General features: G+C 69.9%; 21 protein-coding genes. 14 read left to right on the forward strand and 7 right to left on the reverse strand.

All coding sequences use genetic code 11. From position 1 onward, the window contains the following. Positions 1 to 37: 37 nt before the first annotated feature. From BA062_RS05750 to BA062_RS05760, 4 genes are all read left to right on the forward strand, one after another. Positions 38 to 2566 carry a bifunctional FO biosynthesis protein CofGH gene (locus BA062_RS05750; RefSeq protein ID WP_110334940.1) on the forward strand — a complete coding sequence of 843 codons (2529 nt, stop codon included), beginning with the start codon at positions 38 to 40 and terminating at the stop codon, positions 2564 to 2566. A gap of 116 nt (positions 2567 to 2682) precedes the next feature. Continuing rightward, positions 2683 to 2904 (forward strand): peptidoglycan-binding protein, encoded by a 222-nt coding sequence (locus tag BA062_RS39490; RefSeq protein WP_146240003.1) that lies wholly within the window; start codon positions 2683 to 2685, stop codon positions 2902 to 2904. Between the two features lie 79 nt (positions 2905 to 2983). Continuing rightward, on the forward strand, positions 2984 to 3997 hold the full coding sequence (yhjD, locus tag BA062_RS05755; protein ID WP_110334941.1) for an inner membrane protein YhjD: 1014 nt from the start codon (positions 2984 to 2986) through the stop codon (positions 3995 to 3997). Between the two features lie 54 nt (positions 3998 to 4051). Continuing rightward, positions 4052 to 5323, forward strand: coding sequence for an MFS transporter (locus BA062_RS05760; RefSeq protein WP_110335051.1), 1272 nt, complete (start codon positions 4052 to 4054; stop codon positions 5321 to 5323). 160 nt (positions 5324 to 5483) lie between these two features. Here BA062_RS05760 and BA062_RS05765 read toward each other — a convergent pair whose 3' ends face one another. Next, positions 5484 to 6716: a D-alanyl-D-alanine carboxypeptidase family protein gene (locus BA062_RS05765; protein ID WP_110334942.1), complete on the reverse strand. Its 1233-nt coding sequence runs from the start codon at positions 6714 to 6716 to the stop codon at positions 5484 to 5486. A gap of 42 nt (positions 6717 to 6758) precedes the next feature. Between BA062_RS05765 and BA062_RS05770 the strand changes: the two genes are divergently transcribed. Continuing rightward, positions 6759 to 7019: an SCO4848 family membrane protein gene (locus BA062_RS05770; protein ID WP_110334943.1), complete on the forward strand. Its 261-nt coding sequence runs from the start codon at positions 6759 to 6761 to the stop codon at positions 7017 to 7019. Further along, entirely contained in the window at positions 7016 to 7393 is a 378-nt protein-coding gene (locus BA062_RS05775) for a hypothetical protein (RefSeq protein ID WP_110334944.1), read from the forward strand. The genes BA062_RS05770 and BA062_RS05775 overlap by 4 nt, the downstream gene beginning before the upstream one ends. On the opposite strand, the gene BA062_RS05780 is transcribed toward BA062_RS05775, so the two are convergent. The 5 genes from BA062_RS05780 to sdhC all read right to left on the reverse strand — a co-directional run bounded on the left by BA062_RS05780 (position 7390) and on the right by sdhC (position 11456). After that, positions 7390 to 7830 carry a hypothetical protein gene (locus tag BA062_RS05780; RefSeq protein ID WP_210406766.1) on the reverse strand — a complete coding sequence of 147 codons (441 nt, stop codon included), beginning with the start codon at positions 7828 to 7830 and terminating at the stop codon, positions 7390 to 7392. The genes BA062_RS05775 and BA062_RS05780 overlap by 4 nt on opposite strands. Positions 7831 to 7992: 162 nt before the next feature. Beyond that, the gene (locus BA062_RS05785) at positions 7993 to 8772 is read right to left on the reverse strand and encodes a succinate dehydrogenase iron-sulfur subunit (protein ID WP_110334945.1); all 780 of its coding nucleotides are present in this window, start codon (positions 8770 to 8772) and stop codon (positions 7993 to 7995) included. Continuing rightward, positions 8772 to 10559: a succinate dehydrogenase flavoprotein subunit gene (gene sdhA, locus BA062_RS05790; RefSeq protein ID WP_110334946.1), complete on the reverse strand. Its 1788-nt coding sequence runs from the start codon at positions 10557 to 10559 to the stop codon at positions 8772 to 8774. Before sdhA ends, BA062_RS05785 begins: the two co-directional genes overlap by 1 nt. A gap of 25 nt (positions 10560 to 10584) precedes the next feature. Further along, positions 10585 to 11010 carry a succinate dehydrogenase hydrophobic membrane anchor subunit gene (locus BA062_RS05795; RefSeq protein WP_110334947.1) on the reverse strand — a complete coding sequence of 142 codons (426 nt, stop codon included), beginning with the start codon at positions 11008 to 11010 and terminating at the stop codon, positions 10585 to 10587. Continuing rightward, entirely contained in the window at positions 11010 to 11456 is a 447-nt protein-coding gene (sdhC, locus tag BA062_RS05800; protein WP_110334948.1) for a succinate dehydrogenase, cytochrome b556 subunit, read from the reverse strand. The genes BA062_RS05795 and sdhC overlap by 1 nt, the downstream gene beginning before the upstream one ends. A 400-nt stretch (positions 11457 to 11856) precedes the next feature. On the opposite strand from sdhC, the gene BA062_RS05805 reads away from it, so the two are divergent. The 6 genes from BA062_RS05805 to BA062_RS05830 all read left to right on the forward strand — a co-directional run bounded on the left by BA062_RS05805 (position 11857) and on the right by BA062_RS05830 (position 18589). Continuing rightward, positions 11857 to 12909: a BMP family lipoprotein gene (locus BA062_RS05805; protein WP_210406767.1), complete on the forward strand. Its 1053-nt coding sequence runs from the start codon at positions 11857 to 11859 to the stop codon at positions 12907 to 12909. Between the two features lie 86 nt (positions 12910 to 12995). Then, positions 12996 to 14531, forward strand: a complete 1536-nt coding sequence (locus tag BA062_RS05810; RefSeq protein ID WP_110334950.1) for an ABC transporter ATP-binding protein — start codon at positions 12996 to 12998, stop codon at positions 14529 to 14531. Then, on the forward strand, positions 14531 to 15649 hold the full coding sequence (locus BA062_RS05815) for an ABC transporter permease (RefSeq protein ID WP_110334951.1): 1119 nt from the start codon (positions 14531 to 14533) through the stop codon (positions 15647 to 15649). Before BA062_RS05810 ends, BA062_RS05815 begins: the two co-directional genes overlap by 1 nt. After that, positions 15646 to 16902 (forward strand): ABC transporter permease, encoded by a 1257-nt coding sequence (locus BA062_RS05820; protein WP_110334952.1) that lies wholly within the window; start codon positions 15646 to 15648, stop codon positions 16900 to 16902. The genes BA062_RS05815 and BA062_RS05820 overlap by 4 nt, the downstream gene beginning before the upstream one ends. Then, the gene (locus BA062_RS05825) at positions 16899 to 17297 is read left to right on the forward strand and encodes a cytidine deaminase (protein ID WP_110334953.1); all 399 of its coding nucleotides are present in this window, start codon (positions 16899 to 16901) and stop codon (positions 17295 to 17297) included. Before BA062_RS05820 ends, BA062_RS05825 begins: the two co-directional genes overlap by 4 nt. A 5-nt stretch (positions 17298 to 17302) precedes the next feature. Beyond that, entirely contained in the window at positions 17303 to 18589 is a 1287-nt protein-coding gene (locus tag BA062_RS05830; protein WP_110335053.1) for a thymidine phosphorylase, read from the forward strand. Positions 18590 to 18671: 82 nt separating this feature from the next. Here BA062_RS05830 and BA062_RS05835 read toward each other — a convergent pair whose 3' ends face one another. Beyond that, positions 18672 to 19724: a PA containing protein gene (locus tag BA062_RS05835; RefSeq protein ID WP_110334954.1), complete on the reverse strand. Its 1053-nt coding sequence runs from the start codon at positions 19722 to 19724 to the stop codon at positions 18672 to 18674. A gap of 195 nt (positions 19725 to 19919) precedes the next feature. Between BA062_RS05835 and BA062_RS05840 the strand changes: the two genes are divergently transcribed. Next, entirely contained in the window at positions 19920 to 21011 is a 1092-nt protein-coding gene (locus tag BA062_RS05840) for an adenosine deaminase (RefSeq protein WP_110334955.1), read from the forward strand. A 95-nt stretch (positions 21012 to 21106) separates the two neighbouring features. Beyond that, positions 21107 to 22294: an MFS transporter gene (locus BA062_RS05845; protein WP_110334956.1), complete on the forward strand. Its 1188-nt coding sequence runs from the start codon at positions 21107 to 21109 to the stop codon at positions 22292 to 22294. Positions 22295 to 22362: the final 68 nt, after the last annotated feature.

Here is a 22362-nt window from a genome sequence, read left to right on the forward strand (position 1 = left end):
TTAACGATCAGGTCGGGGCGCGCCTAGTCTCGGGTTCATGCCTGAACCCGTGTCGATCGCGCCGCCCGAGCCGTCGCCCTCGTCCTCCGCGCTGCGTCGCGCACTCAAGCGCGCCACGGACGGCGTCGCACTGGACGTCACCGAGTCCGCGGTGCTGTTGCACGCCCGGGGAGAGGACCTGGAGTCGCTGCTGACCGCGGCGAGCCGGGTCCGCGACGCCCACCTCGCCGACCAGGGCAGGTCGGGCATCGTCACCTACAGCCGCAAGGTGTTCATCCCGTTGACCCGGCTCTGCCGGGACCGCTGTCACTACTGCACGTTCGTGACCGTCCCCGGCAAGCTGCACTCGCTCTACCTCGAACGGGACGAGGTGCTGGAGATCGCTCGCGCGGGGGCGGCGGCGGGCTGCAAGGAGGCGTTGTTCACGCTGGGAGACCGGCCGGAGGATCGCTGGCCGGAGGCGAGGCGGTGGCTTGACGAGCGCGGCTATGACTCCACTGTGGACTACGTGCGCGCGTGCGCGATCGCGGTGCTGGAGGAGACCGGGCTGCTGCCGCACCTCAATCCCGGTGTGTTGAGCTGGGAGGAGCTGCAGCGGCTCAAGCCGGTCGCGCCGAGCATGGGCATGATGCTGGAGACGACCGCGGAGCGGTTGTGGTCGGAGAAGGGCATGCCGCACTACGGCAGCCCCGACAAGGAACCGGCGGTGCGGCTGCGGGTGCTGGACGACGCAGGGCGCGTCGGAGTGCCGTTCACCACGGGCATCCTGGTCGGCATCGGCGAGACGCTGACCGAGCGGGCCGAGTCGCTGCATGCCATCCGCCAGCGCGCCCGGCAGTACCGCAACATCCAGGAGATCATCGTCCAGAACTTCCGCGCCAAGCCGGACACCGCCATGCGCGCGGCACCGGACGCCGACCTGCAGGAGCTGGCCGCGACGATCGCCGTGGCGCGCCTGCTCATGCCGCCAGGGGTGAGCGTGCAGGCGCCGCCGAACCTCGTCGGTGACGAGCACGCCCTGGTGCTGCGCGCCGGTATCGACGACTGGGGCGGCGTCTCGCCGGTGACACCCGACCACGTCAACCCCGAGCGCCCGTGGCCGCAGATCGACGAGCTCGCCGGGTGGACGCGGCAGGCCGGGTTCACCCTGCGCGAGCGGCTCACCGTCTACCCGAAGTACGTGCGCAGCGCCGAGAAGTGGATCGACGTCCGGCTGCACCCGCACGTCACCGCGCTGGCCACCGACGACGGGCTCGGCGACCCCGGCGCCGTCGTGGAAGGCCGCGGCTGGCAGGAGCCCGACGGCGGCCTCGACACCGTCGGCCGCGCCGACCTGCACACCGCGATCGACACCGAGGGCCGCACCGCGGACCGGCGCGGCGACTTCGACAGCGTCTACGGCGACTGGGACATCCTGCGCGAGCAAGTCCCCACGTCCCCGCGGCGGCTGGACACCGACGTGCGCGAAGGGCTGCGGCTGGCCGCGGACTACCCGGGCGCGCTGCTGGAGCAGGCCCACACCGCCGCGGCGATGGCGCTGCTCACCGCCGAGGGCTCGGCGCTGGAGACCCTGACGCGGCTGGCCGACGAGCTGCGCGCCGATGTGGTGGGCGACGACATCACCTACGTCGTCAACCGCAACATCAACTTCTCCAACGTCTGCTATGTCGGCTGCCGCTTCTGCGCCTTCGCCCAGCGCGAACGCGACGCCGACGCCTACCGCCTGTCCACCGCGGAGGTCGCCACCCGCGCCGTCGAGGCGGCGCAGGCCGGGGCCACCGAGGTCTGCATGCAGGGCGGCATCGACCCGAAACTGCCCATCAGCTACTACGCCGACATCGTCCGCGCCATCAAGGCCGCGGTGCCGGACATGCACGTCCACGCGTTCTCCCCGATGGAGATCGTCTCCGCCGCGTCCAAAGCGGGCGTCAGCGTCCACGAGTGGCTCACCGAACTGCGCGACGCCGGGCTGGGCTCCATCCCCGGCACCGCCGCGGAGATCCTCGACGACGACGTCCGCTGGGTGCTCACCAAGGGCAAACTGCCCGCGCAGACGTGGATCGACGTGGTCACCACAGCGCACCGGCTCGGCATCCAGTCCTCGAGCACGATGATGTACGGGCACGTCGACCACCCCGGCCACTGGCTCGGCCACCTGCGCGTGCTCGCCCGCATCGCCGACGACACCGGTGGGTTCACCGAATTCGTCGGGCTGCCGTTCGTGCACACCAACGCCCCCATCTACCTGGCCGGCGTCGCCCGCCCCGGCCCCACCGTGCGCGACAACCGCGCCGTGCACGCCTTCGCCCGCCTCGCCCTGCACGGCCGCATCGACAACGTGCAGTGCTCCTGGGTCAAACTCGGCGACGAAGGCACCGCCCAGATCCTGCGCGGCGGCGCGAACGACATCGGCGGCACCCTCATGGAAGAAACCATCTCCCGCATGGCCGGCTCCGAACACGGCTCCTCCCGGACCGTCGCCGAACTCGACCACCTCGCCGTCCTCGCCGGACGCCCCTCCCGACAGCGCACCACCACCTACGGCCGGAGCCTGCTGCCGAGCTGACGTGCAACGCGTGGCGCACCGGCTCCGTGGCTGAAGACATGAGGGAACGGAAAGCCGGTGCGCCGCGCGCTGCTCGCGGGCACCGCACTCGTCGTCACACTGGCCGCCGGGTTGGCGTGCGCGTGGTCCGCGTCGCGGGGCGAGGAGGAGAACGCCCGCGGCTCGTCACGCAGGCCCCGGAACCGCCGTCGGTCGTGGAGGTGCAGCGGGACCTGCGGGCACTGGGCTACCAAGTGCGCGAGGCCGCAGGCACGCTCGACGACGAGACGCGCCACGCGGTCGTCGTGGACTTCACGACGCAGGTCTACGACGCGTCGACGAACTGTTCGCTGTGCTGACGCCCGGCACCGAGGTGATGGTGCATCGGTCGTGAGCGTTCGCGTTGCGGGGGTCGTTACCCCTGGTTAGCGTCATCGCGTGACGGAACAGAAGGCGGAAAAGGACAAGCTGCTCCCGCGGTTGCGCAGGAAGTATCCCTGGTTCGACCACGTGATCAGAGCCAACGAGGCCTTCTCCGAGCGCTACGGCGATCACTACGCCGCCGCGATCACGTACTTCTCGGTGCTGTCACTGTTCCCGCTGCTGATGGTCGGGTTCTCGGTCGCGGGTTTCATCCTCGCCGGCAACGAGACCGCGTTGCAGGAGCTGAGGAACGGGATCATCTCGTCCGCGCCCGAGGGGCTCGGCGACTTCCTCGCGACGATCGTCGACGCCGCACTCGACTCCAGGGCCGGCGTGGGTGTGCTCGGTCTGCTGCTGGCGTTCTACTCGGGGCTGGGCTGGATGACCAACCTCCGCGACGCACTCACCGCGCAGTGGGGTCAGGAGAAGAAGCAGCTGCCGTTCCTGTCGACGAAGCTCAAGGACCTCGTCGCGCTCGCCGGTCTCGGGCTGGCACTCGCGGTGTCCTTCGGCCTGACCGCGGTCGGCGGCGGTGTCGGCAACTTCCTCCTGGAACTGGTGGGCCTCGACGACGCCGCGTGGGCCCGCTTCCTGCTGCGGCTGGCGACGATCGTGCTGGCCCTGGCCGCGAACGTGCTCGTCTTCCTGTGGGTGATCTCTCAGCTGCCCAGGGAGAAGGTGAGCGTGCGCAGTGCGGTGAAGGGCGCCCTCCTCGCCGCCATCGGGTTCGAGGTGCTCAAGCAGGTCGCCACGGTGTACCTGGCGAGCGTCACGAGCTCGCCGAGCGGGGCGCTGTTCGGGCCGATCATCGGTCTGCTGGTGTTCGCCAACCTCGTCTCCCGGTTCCTGCTGTTCGTCACGGCGTGGACGGCGACCGCGCGGGAGAACATCGTCCGCAGGGTCGCGCCGCCGCCACCGGCGGTGATCAGGCCGAACGTCCAGGTGCAGCGCGGCGCGGGGGCCGGGCTCGCGGCGGGCGCGTTCGGCGCCGGGGCGCTGCTCGGCTGGCTCGGCCGCCGTCGTCGCTGAGGGCTGGTTGTGGTCCCGCTCAATTAAGCTCGCCGTGTAGGTAAAGGGGTGAGCGTGAGCGACACGGTGACGACGCCGGAACAGACGAAGCTGCCGAGGGAGATCTACGTCCTGGTGGGGGCGAGCTTCCTCATCGCCATCGGCTACGGACTGATCGGGCCCGCACTGCCCAACTTCGCGGCGAGCTTCGACGTGGGGGTGACCGCGGCGTCGTTCGTGGTCAGCGCGTTCGCACTGGTGCGGCTGGCCTTCGCGCCGGCGAGCGGGCGGCTGGTGACGCGGTTCGGTGAGCGCCCCACCTATCTGTGGGGGCTCTCGATCGTCGCCGTCGGCACCATCGCGTGCGCGTTCGCCACCGACTACTGGCAGCTGCTGCTGTTCCGCTCCGCGAGCGGCGTCGGCTCGACGATGTTCACGGTCTCCGCGATCGGCCTGCTCATCCGCATCTCGCCGGTGCACCTGCGGGGCCGGGCCTCCGGGCTGTGGGGCACGAGCTTCCTGCTGGGCGGCATCGCGGGCCCCGTGCTCGGCAGCGGGCTCGTCGCCGTCTCGCTGCGGGCCCCGTTCCTGGCCTATGGTCTCGCGCTCGTGCTCACCACGGTGCTCGTGTGGTGGCAGCTGCGGCACTCGGCGCTGGCGTCTCGGCAGGCCGACGACGGCTCGCCCGCGATGACCTTCCGGCAGGCCCTTCGACACCCCACGTACCGGGCGGCGCTCATGTCGAACCTGGCCAACGGCTGGGTGGTGCTCGGCGTGCGCATGTCCCTCATGCCGCTGTTCGTCACGGCCGTGCTGGCCAAGGACGAGTCGTTCACCGGGTTCGCGCTCGCCGTGTTCGCCGGCGCCAACGCGGCGGTGCTGCTGCTCGCGGGCCGCTACGCCGACCGCAGGGGCCGCAAGCCGCCCGCCGTGGCGGGGCTCGCCCTGCTCGTGGTGGGCACCGTGGGCCTCGGCCTCACCGACGACCCGTGGATCTTCCTGACGGCCTCACTCGTGGCCGGGGTCGGCTCCGGTGCACTGAACCCCTCGCAGAACGCCGCGGTCGCCGACGTCCTCGGAGCGAAGGCGCGAGGCGGCTCGGTGCTCGCGGGCTTCCAGATGGCGGCCGACGTCGGCGCGGTGGTGGGTCCGCTCGCGGCGGGTGCGATCGCGGAACGCTGGTCGTACGGCGCGGCGTTCGCCGTCACGGGTGCTGTGGCCGCCGTCGCGCTGGTGCTGTGGAGCGTGGCGAGCGAGACCCTGCCGACGCGCCGCGAGACCGAGGACACCGAGCACACCGCACAGGACGTGGCGACGGACAACTGCTGCGAGTCGCGCGGCGGCTGACCCGCCCAACCGCATTCCAGCCAACCGCAGTGAAGGCCACCATGCCTGCGCCCACCCGTCTCCCCCCACCACCCAAGCGGAGGCGCTCCGCGCCGCTGTGCTGATTCCACGCAGTGAAGGTGGCCTTCACTGCAGGCGGGCTGACCAGGGGGCGCGTGGGTCACTCCGGGCGCTGGAGCAGGCCCTTGCGGTGACCGATGAGCAGGCCGACCGCCACGATGAGGATCACGATCAGCGTGACGATCCAGCCGGTGGTGCCGAACGGATCCGTGGCGCTCGAGGACGCGGCCGACACGTCGCCGGAGTCGCGCTCGCTCGCGGCGGCCTCGTGCACCTCGGCCGGGTCGGGAACGGTCACCTGGCCCACCGGGTCGGCCCCGGAGGCGGCCAGTGTGAAGCCGTAGTCCAGCAGCGCCCGGGCCTGCTCCGACACGCGGACCGGGCGCTGCTCGGCGCGCAGCATGATCACGGAGATCCTGGTGCCGTCCCGCTCGGCGGCGCCGGCGTAGGTGTGGCGCGAGTCGTCGGTGAAGCCCGTCTTGCCGCCGAGGAAGCCCTCGTAGCCGTCCCACAGCTGGTTGTCGTTGTAGATCGGGTAGCTCGGCCGGCCGGTGCCGCCGGGGAAGTCCATGTGCTGCGTGCCCACCGCGTCGGCGTACTCCGGCTGGCGCATGGCGTAGCCGAAGATCAGGCTCATGTCGTAGGCCGACGTCATCATGCCTGGTCCGTCCAAACCGGACGGTGTGGCCGCGCGGGTGTCCTTGGCGCCGAGCCGTTTCGCGAGCGAGTTCATCTTGGCGACCGCGGTCGGCACACCGCCGAGCGCGGTGCCGAGCGCGTGCGCGACGTCGTTGCCAGAGCGCATCAGCAGCGCGTGCAGCAGATCGTCCACTGTGTACCGGGAACCCGCGACGATCCCGACGCACGTGCATTCCTGGCTGGCGTCCTCGACGGTCGGCACCACGACGTGGTCGGGGGACAGCTCGTCGATCACCACGAGCGCGAGCAGGGTCTTGATGAGCGACGCCGGCCGCTGGCGGCCGTGCGGGTCCTTCGCGGCGAGCACCTCGCCGGTGTCCATGTCCTGCAGCAGCCACGAGGCCGCCGTGTCCGGCTCGGGCGGGGCCGGGGCGGTCGGGGGCACCACGTAGCCGCATTCGGCCATGCGCTCGCCGCCCGCCGGCTCGTCGGGCACCGGCAGCGGCGCCGGGGACGGCTGCCCCGGCGGTGGCTTCTCCGAGGTGTCCACCGGAGGCGGGGGCAGCAGCTCGTTCGGGCACGACTGCGCCTGCTGTGCGACCGGCGACTGCGCCAGTGCGGGTAGCCCCGCCGAGGCGAGGACACCGGACAGCAGGGTGACGATCAGAACCCGTACGGGAAGAGCACTGCGCACCCGTGCAGGCTAGCCGGGAGGCCGGGATAGATACTGGGCGGTATGCGTATGTCTCGCCGCACGTCACTCTTTCTAACGGCTTTCGGCGTGTGGTCCTGGGTCATCTGGATCACCTTCGCCAGGAACCTCTGGGACAGCGACAACGCCTTCACCGCGGACGGCTCGCCGACGCCGTTCTTCTGGGTGCACCTGGTGCTCGCCGTCGTGTCCTTCGTGCTGGGCACGATCATCGGAGTCATCGGCTGGCGCGGCCTGCGCGCGACCCGGAACCGTGCTCACTCGGAGGACGTCACCAACTCATGACCCGACCCCCGCGATTCCCCGTCCTGCTGCTCGGCGTGCTCGTCGGCGTCCTACTCGGCGGAGGAGGCGTGGGGCTGGGCTGGCTGCTCAGCTCCTCGGGCGACGCCGAGGGAGCGCAGGCCGACGCCACGGCCGCGTGCGACCTCGTGGCGCGCACACCCCACGTCGACCTGGAGGCAGACCTGACCGGGTTCTACCGCCTGTCGGCGGCCTCGGCCCTCGCCGGCGCGGCCGCCGAGGCGGACGACGCCTACGAGCCGGTGAACGAGGCACTGCGCGACGTGGTCAACCACGTCCAGCGCCACCTGGACACCCGGGGTGAGGACTTCCGGACGGCGATGGACGCCGCCCGCACCGCCTGCGCGGACGTCTAGGAACGCCGGAGCCGGGAGAGCAGCCACGCGACGGCCCCGGTGGCCGCACCGACCGCCGTGCCCGTCACCACGCTGCTGAGAAACGCGAAGCCACGCAGCACCACGGTCTCCGTACCGGGGGAGAGCACCCCGGCCAGGTTGCCGCCGAGCGCGGGCGGGTCGTCGAACGACTGCTCCCAGAACACCTGGTGACCGATGGCGAGCAGGATCCCGTACACCAGGCCGACCGCGAGCAGCGTCGGGAACGGGTTCTCCACCCGCTTCACCAGCACCACGGCCACCCAGATCACCAGCGGAACCCACACGAGCAGCGCGTTGACCGCGGGACCCACCAGATCGAGGTCGTGCGCGACGACGCGCGGCACGGCGAGCAGCGCGAGCCCGCAGATCGCGAGCTTGGACAGCCCGAGTGACCGCTTCCCAGTTTCCTGCACCACGCCCGCGACGCTAACGGCCGAACCCCTGCGACGTCGTCACCCCGGGGATGACACCTCACCCCGCCCGCCTGCGCCCACAGGAGTAGCCCCCAATGCACCCAAGGCCACCTTTGTTGCGTTGATCGCAACAAAGGTGGCCTTGGGGAGCGTCGGCGGAAGGGGTCAGACGCGCTTGAAGAGCAGCGCGCGCTTGACCTCCTGGATCGCCTTGGTCACCTGGATGCCACGGGGGCAGGCGTCGGTGCAGTTGAACGTCGTGCGGCAGCGCCACACGCCCTCGGCGTCGTTGAGGATGTCCAGCCGCTCCTCGGCGCCCTCGTCCCGCGAGTCGAAGATGAACCGGTGCGCGTTGACGATCGCGGCGGGGCCGAAGTACGACCCGTCCGCCCAGTACACCGGGCACGACGAGGTGCAGCAGGCGCACAGGATGCACTTGGTCGTGTCGTCGAAGCGCTCCCGGTCGGCAGCCGACTGGATCCGCTCGCGCGTCGGCTCGTTGCCGTAGGCGATGAGGTACGGTTTCACCGCGCGGTAGGCCTCGAAGAAGGGCTCCATGTCGACGTAGAGGTCCTTCATCGTCGGCAGGCCCTTGATCGGCGCGACCGTGATGGTGGTCTGCTTGCCCTTCTTGGCCAGCAGGTCCTTCACGAGCACCTTGCACGCGAGGCGGTTGATGCCGTTGATCTGCATCGCGTCCGACCCGCAGATGCCGTGCGCGCACGAACGACGGAACGACAGCGTGCCGTCCACGTAGTTCTTGATGTTCATCAGCAGGTTCAGCACGCGGTCCGTCGGCAGCGCCGGGACGTCGTAGGACTCCCAGTGCGGCTCGTCGTCGATCTCCGGGTTGAAGCGCTGGATCTTCACCGTGACGGTGAGCGAACCCTCCGGCGCCGGGATCTGCGACGTGTCGTGAACAGTGCTCTCAGCTACAGCGGTCATCAGTACTTGCGCTCCATCGGCTCGTACCGGGTGAAGGTCACCGGCTTGTAGTCCAGCCGGATGTCCGAGATGAACCCGTTGAGGCCCAGCGGGGCGTCCGGGTCCTCCTTCTCCGGCAGGATCTTGTACGACATCGAGTGCCGCATGAAGTTGACGTCGTCCCGGTTCGGGTAGTCCTCGCGGGCGTGACCGCCACGGGACTCCTTGCGGGCCAGCGCCGCGTTGACGAGCAGCTCGGCGAGGTCGAGCAGGAAGCCCAGCTCGATGGCTTCCAGCAGGTCGGTGTTGTACCGCTTGCCTTTGTCCTGCACCGAGATCCGGCCGTAGCGCTCCTTGAGCGCCTGCACGTCGGTGAGCGCCTGCTTCAGCGTGTCCTCGGTGCGGTACACCGCCGCGTTGGCGTCCATCGTCTGCTGCAGCTCGGTGCGGATGTCGGCGACGCGCTCGCCACCGTGCGCGGTGCGCAGGTGCTCGACCATGCCCTCGACCAGCTTCGCCGGGTCCTCGGGCAGCTCGACGTGCTCGCGGCCCTGCGCGTACTCGGCGGCGGCGATGCCGGCCCTGCGGCCGAACACGTTGATGTCCAGCAGCGAGTTGGTGCCGAGCCGGTTGGCTCCGTGCACGGACACGCAGGCGACCTCACCCGCGGCGTAGAGGCCGGGGATGACGTGCTCGTTGTCCCGCAGCGCCTCGCCGTGCACGTTGGTCGGGATTCCGCCCATCGCGTAGTGCGCGGTGGGGTACACCGGCACGGGCTCCTTCACCGGGTCGACGCCGAGGTACGTGCGCGCGAACTCGGTGATGTCGGGCAGCTTCGTCTCCAGCACCTCCGCACCGAGGTGGGTGCAGTCGAGGTACACGTAGTCCTTGTTCGGGCCCGCGCCCCTGCCCTCCAGCACCTCGAGCACCATCGAGCGGGCGACGATGTCGCGCGGCGCGAGGTCCTTGATGGTGGGGGCGTAGCGCTCCATGAACCGCTCGCCCGACTCGTTGCGCAGGATCGCGCCCTCACCGCGGGCACCCTCGGTGAGCAGGATGCCGAGGCCGGCGAGGCCGGTCGGGTGGAACTGGTAGAACTCCATGTCCTCCAGCGGCAGGCCCTTGCGCGCGTAGATGCCCATGCCGTCGCCGGTCAGGGTGTGCGCGTTGGACGTCGTCTTGAAGACCTTGCCGAAGCCGCCCGTGGCGAACACGATCGACTTGGCCTGGAAGACGTGGATCTCGCCGGTCGCGAGCTCGTAGGCGATCGCGCCGGAGGCCACCGGGCCGTCGGCGGTCTCGGTGAGCGCGATGTCGAGCACGTAGAACTCGTTGAAGAACTCGATGCCGTGCTTGACGCAGTTCTGGTACAGCGTCTGCAGGATCATGTGACCGGTGCGGTCGGCCGCGTAGCAGGAGCGGCGCACCGCCGCCTTGCCGTGGTCACGCGTGTGACCGCCGAAACGCCGCTGGTCGATCTTGCCCTCGGGGGTCCGGTTGAACGGCAGCCCCATCTTCTCGAGGTCGAGCACCGCGTCGATGGCCTCCTTGGCCATGATCTCCGCGGCGTCCTGGTCGGTGAGGTAGTCGCCACCCTTGACCGTGTCGAAGGTGTGCCACTCCCAGTTGTCCTCTTCGACGTTCGCCAGCGCGGCACACATACCGCCCTGCGCGGCGCCGGTGTGCGAGCGCGTGGGGTAGAGCTTGGTGAGCACCGCCGTGCGAGAGCGCTGGCCCGCTTCGATTGCCGCGCGCATGCCGGCGCCGCCGGCTCCGACGATCACCACGTCGTACTTGTGAAACTGCATGATGTGCGAACTCCGTGTGGTGGGCTCAGCTGGCCGGGATGTCGGGATCGAACGTGAAGACCACCAGCGTGCCGAGCACGAGGATGACGGCCATCGCCACGTAGAGCAGCATCTTCAGCCAGAAGCGCGTGTTGTCCTTGCGGGCGTAGTCGTCGATGATCGTGCGCAGCCCGTTGCCGCCGTGCAGCTGGGCGAGCCAGAGCATCGACAGGTCCCAGAACTGCCAGAACGGCGAGGACCAGCGGCCCGCGACGAACGCGAAGTTGATGCGGTGCACACCCCCGTCGAGGATGTTCATGATGAACAGGTGGCCGAGCACCAGCACCACCAGCGCGAGGCCGGAGATGCGCATGAACACCCAGCTGTAGAGCTCGAAGTTGTTGCGCCGGGCGGCCGGCCTGCGCGGGGAGCGCGGCTTGTCGAGCGCGAGCGCGGAAGTGCTGTCTGCCATCAGTGCCCGCCTCCGAAGAGCTCGCTGACCGTGCGCTCGAGCATGAAGTAGGTGCCCGGGATCATCACGACGACCCAGATGCCGACGATGCCCCAGAGCATGGGGCGCTGGTACTTCGGTCCCTTGGACCAGAAGTCCACGAGGATCACTCTGAGGCCGTTCAACGCGTGGTAGAGCACGGCGCCGACGAGCGCGACCTCGAGCAGGTTGACGACCGGGGACTTGTAGGTCTCGATGACCTCGTCGTACGCGTTCGGCGAGACCCGGACGAGCGCGGTGTCGAGAACGTGGACGAACAGGAAGAAAAAGGTGAGCACGCCGGTGATGCGGTGCAGCACCCAGGACCACATGCCGGGGTCGCCGCGGTAGAACGTTCCGCTCCGGCGTGAGGCGCCAGCCCGATCACTCGCTCCCGCCTCGGCGGCGGTGCTCGCAGTGGTGGACATCGGTGTACGGCCTCCAACGTCACTGATGGACTTTGCCCGGCGGACCGCGACTTTGCCGTGGTCAGGGTCGTCGAGCGTGGATACGAGGGGATGCTAGACCTGCAGCGTCGACCCGGCTCAACCTCGGGTTGTCGTCTGTGATGGACCAGACACTGAGCAGCACAACGGACGTGTGCCACGTCTCTTCACACTGTCTTCACTGAATCGTGGAACCCAGCGGTCGGTCACATACCGTGTGCAGTCAGTCGCTAGCCGAACCCTTGAGTAAACATTTGGGTTACGCGCGGTGGCAATTGCATGCCCGAAATCTCACAGAGCGGTACGGTTCGCCAGTCGGCCCGGCAGGAGAGTCGGGCCGTTCTCAGTTGGTCCGCGCATACAGCGGGGAGGGAGAGACACCGTGCGTCGAAAGCGTGGTGGAGCGCTGGCGGCAATCGCCATGGCCGGCGTGCTGGCATTGTCCGCGTGCGGCGGTGGCGGCGACGACAGCGGTGCCGGAGGCGGTGGAGAGGGCGGGCTCAAGATCGGGCTGGCCTACGACATCGGCGGCCGGGGCGACCAGTCGTTCAACGACTCCGCGGCTCGTGGCCTCGACAAGGCCAAGCAGGAGTTCGGCATCGAGGCCACCGAGCTGGAGGCCAGCCAGGGGGAGACCGACGCCCAGAAGGAGGACCGGCTCCGGCAGCTGGCCGAGGGCGGCTACAACCCGATCATCGCGGTCGGCTTCGCCTACGCGGGCCCCCTCGGCAAGGTCGCCAAGGACTACCCCGACGTGAAGTTCGCGATCATCGACGACTACACGCCGGGCACCGACGACGGCCCCAACATCGCGAACCTGACCTTCGCCGAGGAGCAGGGCTCCTTCCTCGTGGGCGTGGCCGCGGCGCTGAAGAGCAAGACCGGCAACGTCGGCTTCGTCGGCGGGGTCAACACCCCGCTGATCCAGAAGTTCGAGGCCGGCTACCAGGCGGGCGTCAAGGCCGTGAAGCCCGACGCGACAGTGCAGGTCAAGTACCTGACCCAGCCGCCGGACTTCAGCGGGTTCAACGACCCCGCCAAGGGCGAGACCGCCGCGAACGGCATGCTCGACGCGGGCGCCGACGTGGTCTACGCCGCCGCCGGCGGTTCGGGCAGCGGTGTCTTCCGTGCCGCCAAGGACAAGGGCGCGATGGGCATCGGCGTCGACTCCGACCAGTACAACCTGCCGTCGCTGGCTGACGTCAAGGACGTGATCATCACCTCGATGGTCAAGAGCGTCGACGTCGCCGTCTACGACTTCATCAAGTCGGTGAACGACAACCAGTTCAAGGCGGGCAACAAGGTCTACGACCTCGAGGCCGGTGGTGTGCAGTACGCCACGAGCGGCGGCAAGATCGACGACATCACGCCGCGGCTCGAGGAGTACAAGCAGAAGATCATCTCGGGCGAGATCAAGGTCCCCTCGACCACCTAAGCGGCATTTCCGACGCGAGCCGGCGGCCCCGGGGCGATCCCCCGGGTCCGTCGGCCTTCGCGTAGCACCGGCAAGGAGCGTGCACCATCAGCAGCAGCGAATCAGCGCTCGCCGTCGAGCTCAGAGGCATCACCAAACGCTTCCCCGGCGTCGTCGCGAACGCCGACGTGAACGTGGCGGTCCGGACCGGAACCGTGCACGCGCTCGTCGGTGAGAACGGCGCGGGCAAGTCGACGCTGATGAAGATCCTCTACGGGATGCAGCGGCCCGACGAGGGCACCATCTCCATCGACGGCACGCAGGGCGACTTTCACACCCCCGCGGACGCGATCGCGGTGGGCATCGGCATGGTGCACCAGCACTTCATGCTCGCCGACAACCTCACCGTGCTCGAGAACGTCGTGCTCGGCGACGAGCCGCGCGGGGGCGGCGGCATCGACTTCAAGGCCGCCCGCGCCAAGATCAAGGACATCTCCGCCCGCTACGGGCTCGGCGTCGACCCCGACCGGCTCGTCGACGAGCTCGGCGTCGGCGAGCGTCAGCGCGTCGAGATCCTCAAGGTCCTCTTCCGGGGCGCGCGGATCCTCATCCTCGACGAGCCGACGGCGGTGCTCGTGCCGCAGGAGGTCGACGAGCTGTTCGGCAACCTGCGCGAGCTGAAGGCTGAGGGCCTCACGATCCTGTTCATCTCGCACAAGCTCGACGAGGTGCTCTCGGTCGCCGACGACATCACGGTCATGCGCAGGGGCACCACGGTCGCGAGCGTCGCACCCGGCGACGTGACTGCCCGCCAGCTGGCCGAGCTGATGGTCGGCAGTGCGCTGCCGGTGCCGGAGCTGCGCGAGTCGACCGTCACCGACACCCCGGTGCTCGAGGCCGAGGGCCTCACGGTGACCTCACCCGACGGCCGCACGGTGCTGGAGGGCATGTCCGTCACCATCAACGCGGGCGAGGTGCTCGGCATCGCGGGCGTCGAGGGCAACGGGCAGGCCGAGCTCGTCGAGGCGCTGATGGGCATCCGCCCGCTGCAGGCGGGCCGGATCGCCCTGCGGGGCGAGGACATCACGAAGCTGTCCACCCGCAAACGCCGTGACGCCGGCATCGGCTACATCCCGGAGGACCGGCACCGCCAGGGCGTGCTGCTGGAGGCGACGCTCTGGGAGAACCGCATCCTCGGCCACCAGACCAAGGCGCCGAGCGTGCGCGGGCTGCTGCTCAACCGCTCGGGCGCGCGGGCCGACACCCAGCGGATCGTCGACGAGTACGACGTCCGCACCCCGAACATCGACGTGCTCGCGGGCTCGCTCTCCGGCGGAAACCAGCAGAAGCTGATCGTCGGCAGGGAGATGAGTGGCAACCCGGTGCTGCTGATCGCCTCGCACCCCACGCGCGGTGTCGACGTCGGCGCGCAGGCCGCGATCTGGGAGCAGATCCGCAAGGCCCGCGCCGAGCAGCTGGCCGTGCTGCTGATCTCGGCCGACCTCGACGAGCTGATCGGCATGTCCGACAGCCTCGCGGTGATCCTGCGGGGCAGGCTCGTCGCCTCCTACGACCCGAAGGCCGTCACGCCGGAGGAACTCGGCTCGGCCATGACCGGCGCCGGGGACGGAGAAGAAAGCTGATGGGACGCATATCTCTGCGCTCGGTCGGGCTGGGCCTCGCGGCGCCGGTCGGAGCGCTCGTCTTCGCGCTGCTGGTGTGCGGTGTCATCCTCTCGATCACCGGGCACCAGCCCTTCGACGTCGCCGAGGACATGATCGGCTCGCTCGAACGGCCGCGCACCGTCGCGAACTCGCTCAACAGCGCCACGACGTACTACCTGTCGGCGGTCGCGGTGGCGATCGGCTTCAAGATGCGCCTGTTCAACATCGGCGTCGACGGGCAGTACCGGCTCGCCGCGATGCTCGCGGCCGCGCTCGCCGGTGCCTCCTTCATGGAGTCGCTGCCGTCGGTGCTGCGCATCCTCATGACCATCCTCGCCGCGATGCTCGTCGGCGCGATCTGGTCGGGCATCGCCGGGTTCCTCAAGGTCACGCGCGGCGTGAGCGAGGTCATCTCGACGATCATGCTCAACGCGATCGCGACGGCGCTCGTGGCGTTTCTGCTCAACCCCGACCGCCTCGCGGTCACGGTGGCGGGCAGCAACAACATCGGCACGGCTCCGATCACCGAGGGCGGCCAGGTGCCGGGCATCCCGTACTCCGGGTCCTCTTCGGACGTCTTCGGACTGATCGTGCTGGCCGCCGTGGTCGGCGTGGCCTACTGGTTCATGCTCAACCGCACCCGGTTCGGCTTCGACCTCAAGGCGACCGGCGAGTCGGAGTCCGCGGCCGTCGCGAGCGGCGTGAACGTCAAGAAGATGGTGCTCGCGAGCATGCTGCTCTCGGGTGCCGTCGCCGGGCTCGTCGGCATGCCGCAGCTGCTCGGCGCGTCGCACTCGTACTCGCTGGACTTCCCCGCGGGCCTGGGCTTCACGGGCATCGCGATCGCGCTGCTCGGCCGCAACCACCCCATCGGCATGGCCTTCGCCGCGTTCCTGTGGGGCGCGCTGGACCAGACGTCGAACGTGCTGGATCTGTCCGGCGTGCCCAAGGAGATCGTGGTGATCATGCAGGGCGTGATCGTGCTGTCGGTCGTCATCGCCTACGAGCTGGTGCGCCGCTACAAGCTGCGGCTCGAACAGCGTGACGTCGGGCGGGCCCTGGGCACGACGAAGACCCCCGAGGAGGTGCAGGCATGAGTGCGAGCGGACTCGCCGTCGGCGTCCAGGAAACCGTCGCGCCCCCGCGCAGGCGCACCTCGCCGATGATCTACTTCCTCCTCGCCATCGCGGCACTCCTCGTGGTGTCGCTGGTCCGCGTCCTCACGGGTGCGGGCAACCTGACCTCCAGCGGCACGGTGGCCGCCGCGCTGACCGCGGCCGTGCCGATCGCGCTCGCCGGCCTGGCCGGGCTGTGGTCAGAACGCGCGGGTGTGATCAACATCGGTCTCGAGGGGATGATGGTGCTCGGCACGTTCGGCGCCGGGCTCTTCGGCTGGCAGTGGGGCCCGTGGGCGGGCGTCCTCGCCGGCGTGGTCCTCGGCGCCGTCGGTGGTCTGATCCACGCGGTCGCCACGGTCACCTTCGGCGTCGACCACATCATCTCCGGTGTCGCGATCACTCTCGCCGCGCCCGGCCTGACGCTGTTCCTCGCGAAGCTGTACTTCACCGACGCCCCCGGCGGCGGCCAGAAGCAGTCACCGCCGATCGAGGACGTCCCGCACGTGACGATCCCCGGCCTTTCGTCGGTGCTCGCCGACATCGAGCAGCAGCAGTGGTTCTTCGTGTCCGACCTGGCGGGCCTGCTGCGCGGGCTCACCACGGACGTGTCGCTGCTGACCCTGCTCGCCGTGGTGCTGTTCTTCGTCACCGCGTACGTGCTGTGGCGGACGGCGTTCGGGCTGCGGCTGCGCTCGTGCGGCGAGGCGCCGCACGCCGCGGAGTCGCTCGGCGTGAACGTCTACAAGTACAAGTACGCGGCCATCACGATGTCGGGCGCGCTGGCCGGGCTCGGCGGGGCGATCCTCGCGGTGGCCTCCAGCCAGTTCCGCGACGGCCAGACCGGCGGCCGCGGCTACATCGGCCTCGCGTCGATGATCTTCGGCAACTGGCGGCCGGGCGGGGTCGCCGCGGGTGCGGGGCTGTTCGGCTATACCGACGCCATGCAGCTGCGTGGTGAGGGGGCGGTGCACGCCCTGCTCCTGCTGCTCGGCATCGCTCTGCTGGTGCTCGCCGTGGTGCAGCTGCGCGCCAAGCGCTACGTCGTGGCCGGCGTGGCGACCGTGATCGGTGCGCTGTTCATCCTCTGGTTCGCGCTCACCGACCAGGTGCCACCCGAGCTCGTCAGTGCGGCGCCGTACGTCGTGACGCTGCTGGTGCTCTCGCTCGCGGCGCAACGGCTGCGCGTTCCGAAGTGGATCGGCAGGACCTACCGCAGGGGCGAGGGCGGATGACCGCGCCGGCCCCCGACTGGGAGGCGCTGAGGCAGGAGGCGGTGCGTGCGGCCCTGCTGGCGTACGCGCCGTACTCCGGCCTGCAGGTCGGCGTCGCCGGGCTGGTCGACGACGGCAGACTCGTCACCGGCTGCAACGTCGAGAACGCCTCCTACGGGCTCGGCCTCTGCGCCGAGTGCACGATGGCGGGGCAGCTGCGGCTCTCCGGCGGCGGCAGGCTCGTCGCCGTCGCGTGCCGCAGCGGCACCGGTGAGCTGCTGATGCCGTGCGGACGGTGCAGGCAGATCCTGTTCGAGCTCGGCGGCCCGACGTGCCTCGTGGACACACCGAGCGGCATCCTGGCGATGTCACAGGTGCTGCCCGACGCTTTCGGGCCCGCCGACCTCCCGGGGTGACCATCATGGAACCGTTCGCCGCTGTCGACGTCATCCGCGCCAAACGAGACGGGGAGCGGCTCTCGGCCGAGCAGATCGAGTGGGTCGTCGACGCCTACACCCGCGGGGTGGTGGCGGAGGAGCAGATGGCCGCGCTCGCGATGGCCATCTTCCTGAACGGGATGGACTCGGCCGAGACGGCCCGCTGGACCGGAGCCATGATCGACTCAGGCGAGCGGCTCTCCCTGCACGTGGCACGTCCGACCGTGGACAAGCACTCGACGGGCGGCGTCGGCGACAAGATCACGTTGCCGCTGGCGCCGCTCGTCGCCGCGTGCGGTGCCGCGGTGCCGCAGCTGTCCGGCCGGGGGCTCGGGCACACGGGTGGCACGCTCGACAAGCTCGAGTCCATCCCCGGCTGGCGGGCCGAGCTGTCGGCGGAGGAGATCGGCAGGCAGCTCGCCGAGGTCGGCGCGGTCGTCTGTGCGGCCACCCCGACGCTCGCGCCCGCCGACCGCAAGCTGTACGCCCTGCGCGACGTCACCTCCACCGTCGAGTCGGTGCCTCTCATCGCCAGCTCGATCATGAGCAAGAAGATCGCGGAGGGCTCAGGGGCGCTCGTGCTCGACGTGAAGGTCGGCTCCGGTGCGTTCATGAAGACGATCCGGCAGGCCCGTTCGCTCGCGAGGGCGCTCGTCGACATCGGGGCCGCGCACGGGGTCGCCACCACGGCGCTGCTGACGGACATGAGCACACCGCTGGGCTCCGCGGTCGGCAACGCCGTCGAGGTCGTCGAGGCCGTTGAGGTGCTCAAGGGCGGCGGCCCTGCCGACGTCGTGGAGCTGACGCTCGCGCTGGCCAGGGAGATGCTCACCCTGGCGGGACTGTCCCATGTCGACCCGGCCGAGGTGCTGGCGTCGGGGGAGGCGTACGAGACGTGGTGCCGGATGATCCACGCGCAGGGCGGCGACCCGGACGCGGAGCTGCCGAAGCCCGCTCACGTGCACGTGGTGGAGGCGCCGGAATCCGGCGTGCTGGCGCGCCTCGACGCGTACGCGGTGGGCGTCGCGGCGTGGCGGCTCGGCGCGGGCAGGGCACGCAAGGAGGACCCGGTGCAGCTCGCGGCGGGCGTGCGCTGCCTCGCCAAGCCCGGTGATCGCGTCGAGCGCGGGCAACCGTTACTGGAGCTGCACACCGACACCCCCGAGGCGGTTCCGGCCGCTCTCGACGCGCTCAGCGGCTCCTACGACCTCACCCAGCGCCACAACCCCGGCGCCGCCGAAGGCACAGTCCTGGACCTCATCCGAGGCTGACCCCGAACGCAGTGAAGGCCACCATGCCTGCGTTGAACGGAGGCATGGTGGCCTTCACTGCATGTGGGCTGAGCGGTGAGGCTCAGTCGTCGGAGTCGGCGTCCGAGCCGTTGGTCTTGGCCTTCGACTCGGCGCCCTTCTGGGTCCTGCCGTTGCGGCGGCGCGGCTGCCTCGGCGCGGGCGGCGCGACGGCCACGGTCTGCGGGGCGGGCCCGCCGCCGAGCATCAGCTCCGCGAACGTCGCCATGGCCTCGTCGAGCTGGCCGCCGATGCGGCGCTCCGACTCCTCGTTGCTCTTGCGCACCACGGAGCTGAAGTAGTCGTTGTCGGGCTGCTTCGACAGCGTGCCCTCGACCTTGGCCAGCCCGGACTTCACCGAGCCGTCGAGGTCGCCGAGCTGGGCCGTGAAGCCCTCCTCGACCTTGTCGAGTCGGCCTGCCAGGTCGTCGAGCCGGTTGGTGACGCGCTCGAGGCGCTCGCCGAGGGTGTCGAGGCGCTCGGAAGCGTCCACCGTCTCGGCCGTCTCGGTCAGCGCCGAGCGCAGCGTGTCGGTGGTGCTGCCGATCCGCTCCTTGGTCTCGGAGTCGAGGCGCTCGACGCGCTCCTTGAGACCCGACTCCAGCGTGTCGATGCGCTCGCGCACCGGGCCGCCGACGGAGGTCGGCATCGCGTCGAGCTTGTCGTCCTGCTTGTCGAGGTGGCCGCCGAGTTCGTCGAGCCTGCGGTGGATGTTCTCGAGCTTGTCCTCGAGCCCGTCCATGCGGCCGGCGACGCCCTCGAAGCGGGCCGCGACCCCGTCGAGCCTGCCGTCCAGCTGGGCGAAGGGCTTCGCCAGCTTGTCGACGATGGACTCGACCGCCCGCGCGAGGTCGGCGAGCGCGTTGTCCTGAGCCTCGAGCCGGGTCATGGCCTCGTCGAGACGCTCGGCCAGCACGCTGACCTCGGTGCGGTCGGGCAGCTCGGACAGCCGCTTGCGCACCGCGCCCAGCGAGTCGACCGGCGCGAGCCGGGCGTAGATGTCGTCGAGCGCGTCGAAGATCTGCTGCTGCTCGCTCTCTCGGACCTCGGCCGCGCGCACCAACATGTTGCGCATCCGGTCGAAGGACGGGGCTGCGAGGTGGTTGTCAGTCGTCACTGCGGTTGTCCTTCATCGGCGGGGAAAAGATGGGACGTGGGCGGCAGCTTATCTACCGCGCAATTGCTCGGGGTATCGCCCCCGTGAATTCGGCGGCGACGTGCAACTCGGAGGCTCGAATAACGAAATGGTCAACGGCCCTGAGGGTTAAGTCGAGCGTGAGAGTTCCCGGCCGGCCGGCGGTACCGTCGCAGCATGTCGACGAGAACCGTCCTTACCGTGCACGACCTGCGCAAGGCCCCGAAGGTGCTGCTCCACGACCACCTGGACGGCGGGTTGCGCCCGCGCACCATCGTTGAACTGGCCCAATCGACCGGTTACGAGGGGCTGCCGACCCACGACGTCGCCGAGCTGGGCCGCTGGTTCCAGGAGGCGGCGAACTCCGGCTCGCTGGAGTCGTACCTGGAGACGTTCGCGCACACCTGCGGCGTCATGCAGACCGAGGACGCGCTGATCCGCGTCGCCGCGGAGTGCGTGGAGGACCTGGCGGACGACGGTGTCGTCTACGCGGAGGTCCGGTACGCGCCGGAGCTGTTCGTCGAGCGCGGCCTCTCACTCGATCAGGTGATTAAGGCTGTTCAGGCGGGTTTCACGGAGGGTGAGCGCCGTGCTGAGGCCAACGGGCACCGGATCCGCACCGGCACGCTGCTGTGCGCGATGCGCCAGCACGCGCGGGCGGCGGAGATCGCCGAGCTCGCCGTGCGCTATCGGGACGCCGGCGTGGTGGGATTCGACATCGCCGGTCCCGAGGCCGGTTTTCCGCCCACCCGGAATCTCGACGCATTCGAATTCATGCGCGTGAACAATGCGCATTTCACGATTCATGCGGGCGAGGCTTTCGGGCTCGCGTCGATTTGGGAGGCCATTCAGCACTGCGGTGCCGAACGGCTCGGCCACGGCGTCCGCATCGTGGACGACATCAAGACGTCGGCCGACGGCGAGGTCCAGCTCGGCAGGCTGGCCGCGTACGTCAGGGACCGGCGCATCCCGCTGGAGATCTGCCCTTCATCCAATGTGCAGACCGGCGCGGTGGCCTCGATCGCCGAGCATCCCATCGGGCTGCTGGCGAAGCTGCGCTTCCGCGTTACGGTCAACACGGACAACCGGTTGATGAGCGGTTGCTCCGTGTCGTCGGAGTTCGCCGCGCTCTCCGAGGCGTTCGGCTTCGGCTGGGCCGACGTCCAGTGGTTCACGATCAACGCCATGAAATCGGCGTTCATCGATTTCGATCAACGGCTGGACTTGATCAATAACGTGATCAAACCGGGCTACGCCGCGCTGGTCTGAACCGCGCGAGGGGTGACGTCGAAACCCTTGCGTTGTTTAGCCTTGCGAAGTAAAGTCCACTATGTAAGAGACCTTTCTCAGATAGTGGGACGTAGATGACGGGCGTGGAGCAGCACACCATCGGCCGCAGGCGCTGGCTCGTGCTGGGCCTCGGGCACGCCGCCCAGACGGCGAGCTGCGCGTTCCTCTACGGCATCCCGTTCCTCGTCCCGGCGATGAGCGAGGCCGAAAACCTCACATTGGGTGAAGCCGGGGCGGTGGTGGCTGCGCCGAGTATCGGGCTGCTGCTGACCCTCATCGCGTGGGGCGCGGCGGCCGACCGCTATGGCGAGCGGCTGATCATGGCGCTGGGCCTCGGGCTCTCCGGGGCGCTACTGCTCGTCGCCGCACTGGGCACGCACTCGCTCGCGGTGCTGTTCGCCCTGTTCGTCGCGGCAGGCGCGTGCACGGCGTCGGTGAACGCCGCGAGCGGGCGGGTGGTGATGGGCTGGTTCGGCGCGCACGAGCGCGGGATGGCGATGGGCATCCGGCAGACCGCACAGCCGCTCGGGGTCGGCGTCGCCGCGCTCGCCCTCCCGCCGCTGGCCGAGCACTTCGGGTTCCGGGTGGCGGTGGTGTTCCCGGCCGCGTTCGCGCTCGTCGTCGCACTGCTCGTGGCACTGCTGGTCACCGATCCGCCGCGGCCGCCGAAGGACCCGTCTGGTCCCGCGCCCGCGTCGCCGTACCGCACGCCGACGCTGTGGCGCCTGCACGGAGCCAGCGCGCTGCTCGTCATCCCGCAGTTCACGGTGTCGGCGTTCGCGCCCATCTACCTCGTCGCGATACATGGCTGGAGCCCGCTCGCGGCGGGCTGGTTCCTCGCGGTCGTACAGGGGCTCGGCGCGCTCGGCAGGCTCGCCACCGGCTACTGGTCCGACCGCGTCGCCAGCAGGCTGCGTCCGATGCGGGTGCTCGCGGTCGCCAGCGCCGCCGTGATGCTGCTCGTGGCGCTGGGCGACGTGAGCTGGCCCTGGCTCGTGGTGCTCGCGATCGTGCTCGCCGGCGTGATCACGGTCAGCGACAACGGCCTCGGCTTCACCGCGTCGGCCGAGCTCGCCGGTCTCGCGTGGGCGGGCAGGGCGATGGGCGCGCAGAACACCGCGCAGAACGTCGCCGCCGTGCTCACCCCGCCCCTGCTCGGACTGGTGATCGGCGAGTCGAACTACGCACTGGCGTTCGGACTGGTCGCCCTCTTCCCGGTCGCCGCCATCTGGCTCACCCCGGTCCGCGCCGAACCCTGCTGACGCAAAACGGCCCCCAAGGCCACCTTTGTTGCGTTGAGCGCAACAAAGGTGGCCTTGGGGGCAAAAAC

The organism is Prauserella flavalba (genome assembly GCF_003202235.1).
In the GTDB taxonomy this organism is placed as follows: Bacteria; Actinomycetota; Actinomycetes; order Mycobacteriales; family Pseudonocardiaceae; genus Prauserella_A; species Prauserella_A flavalba.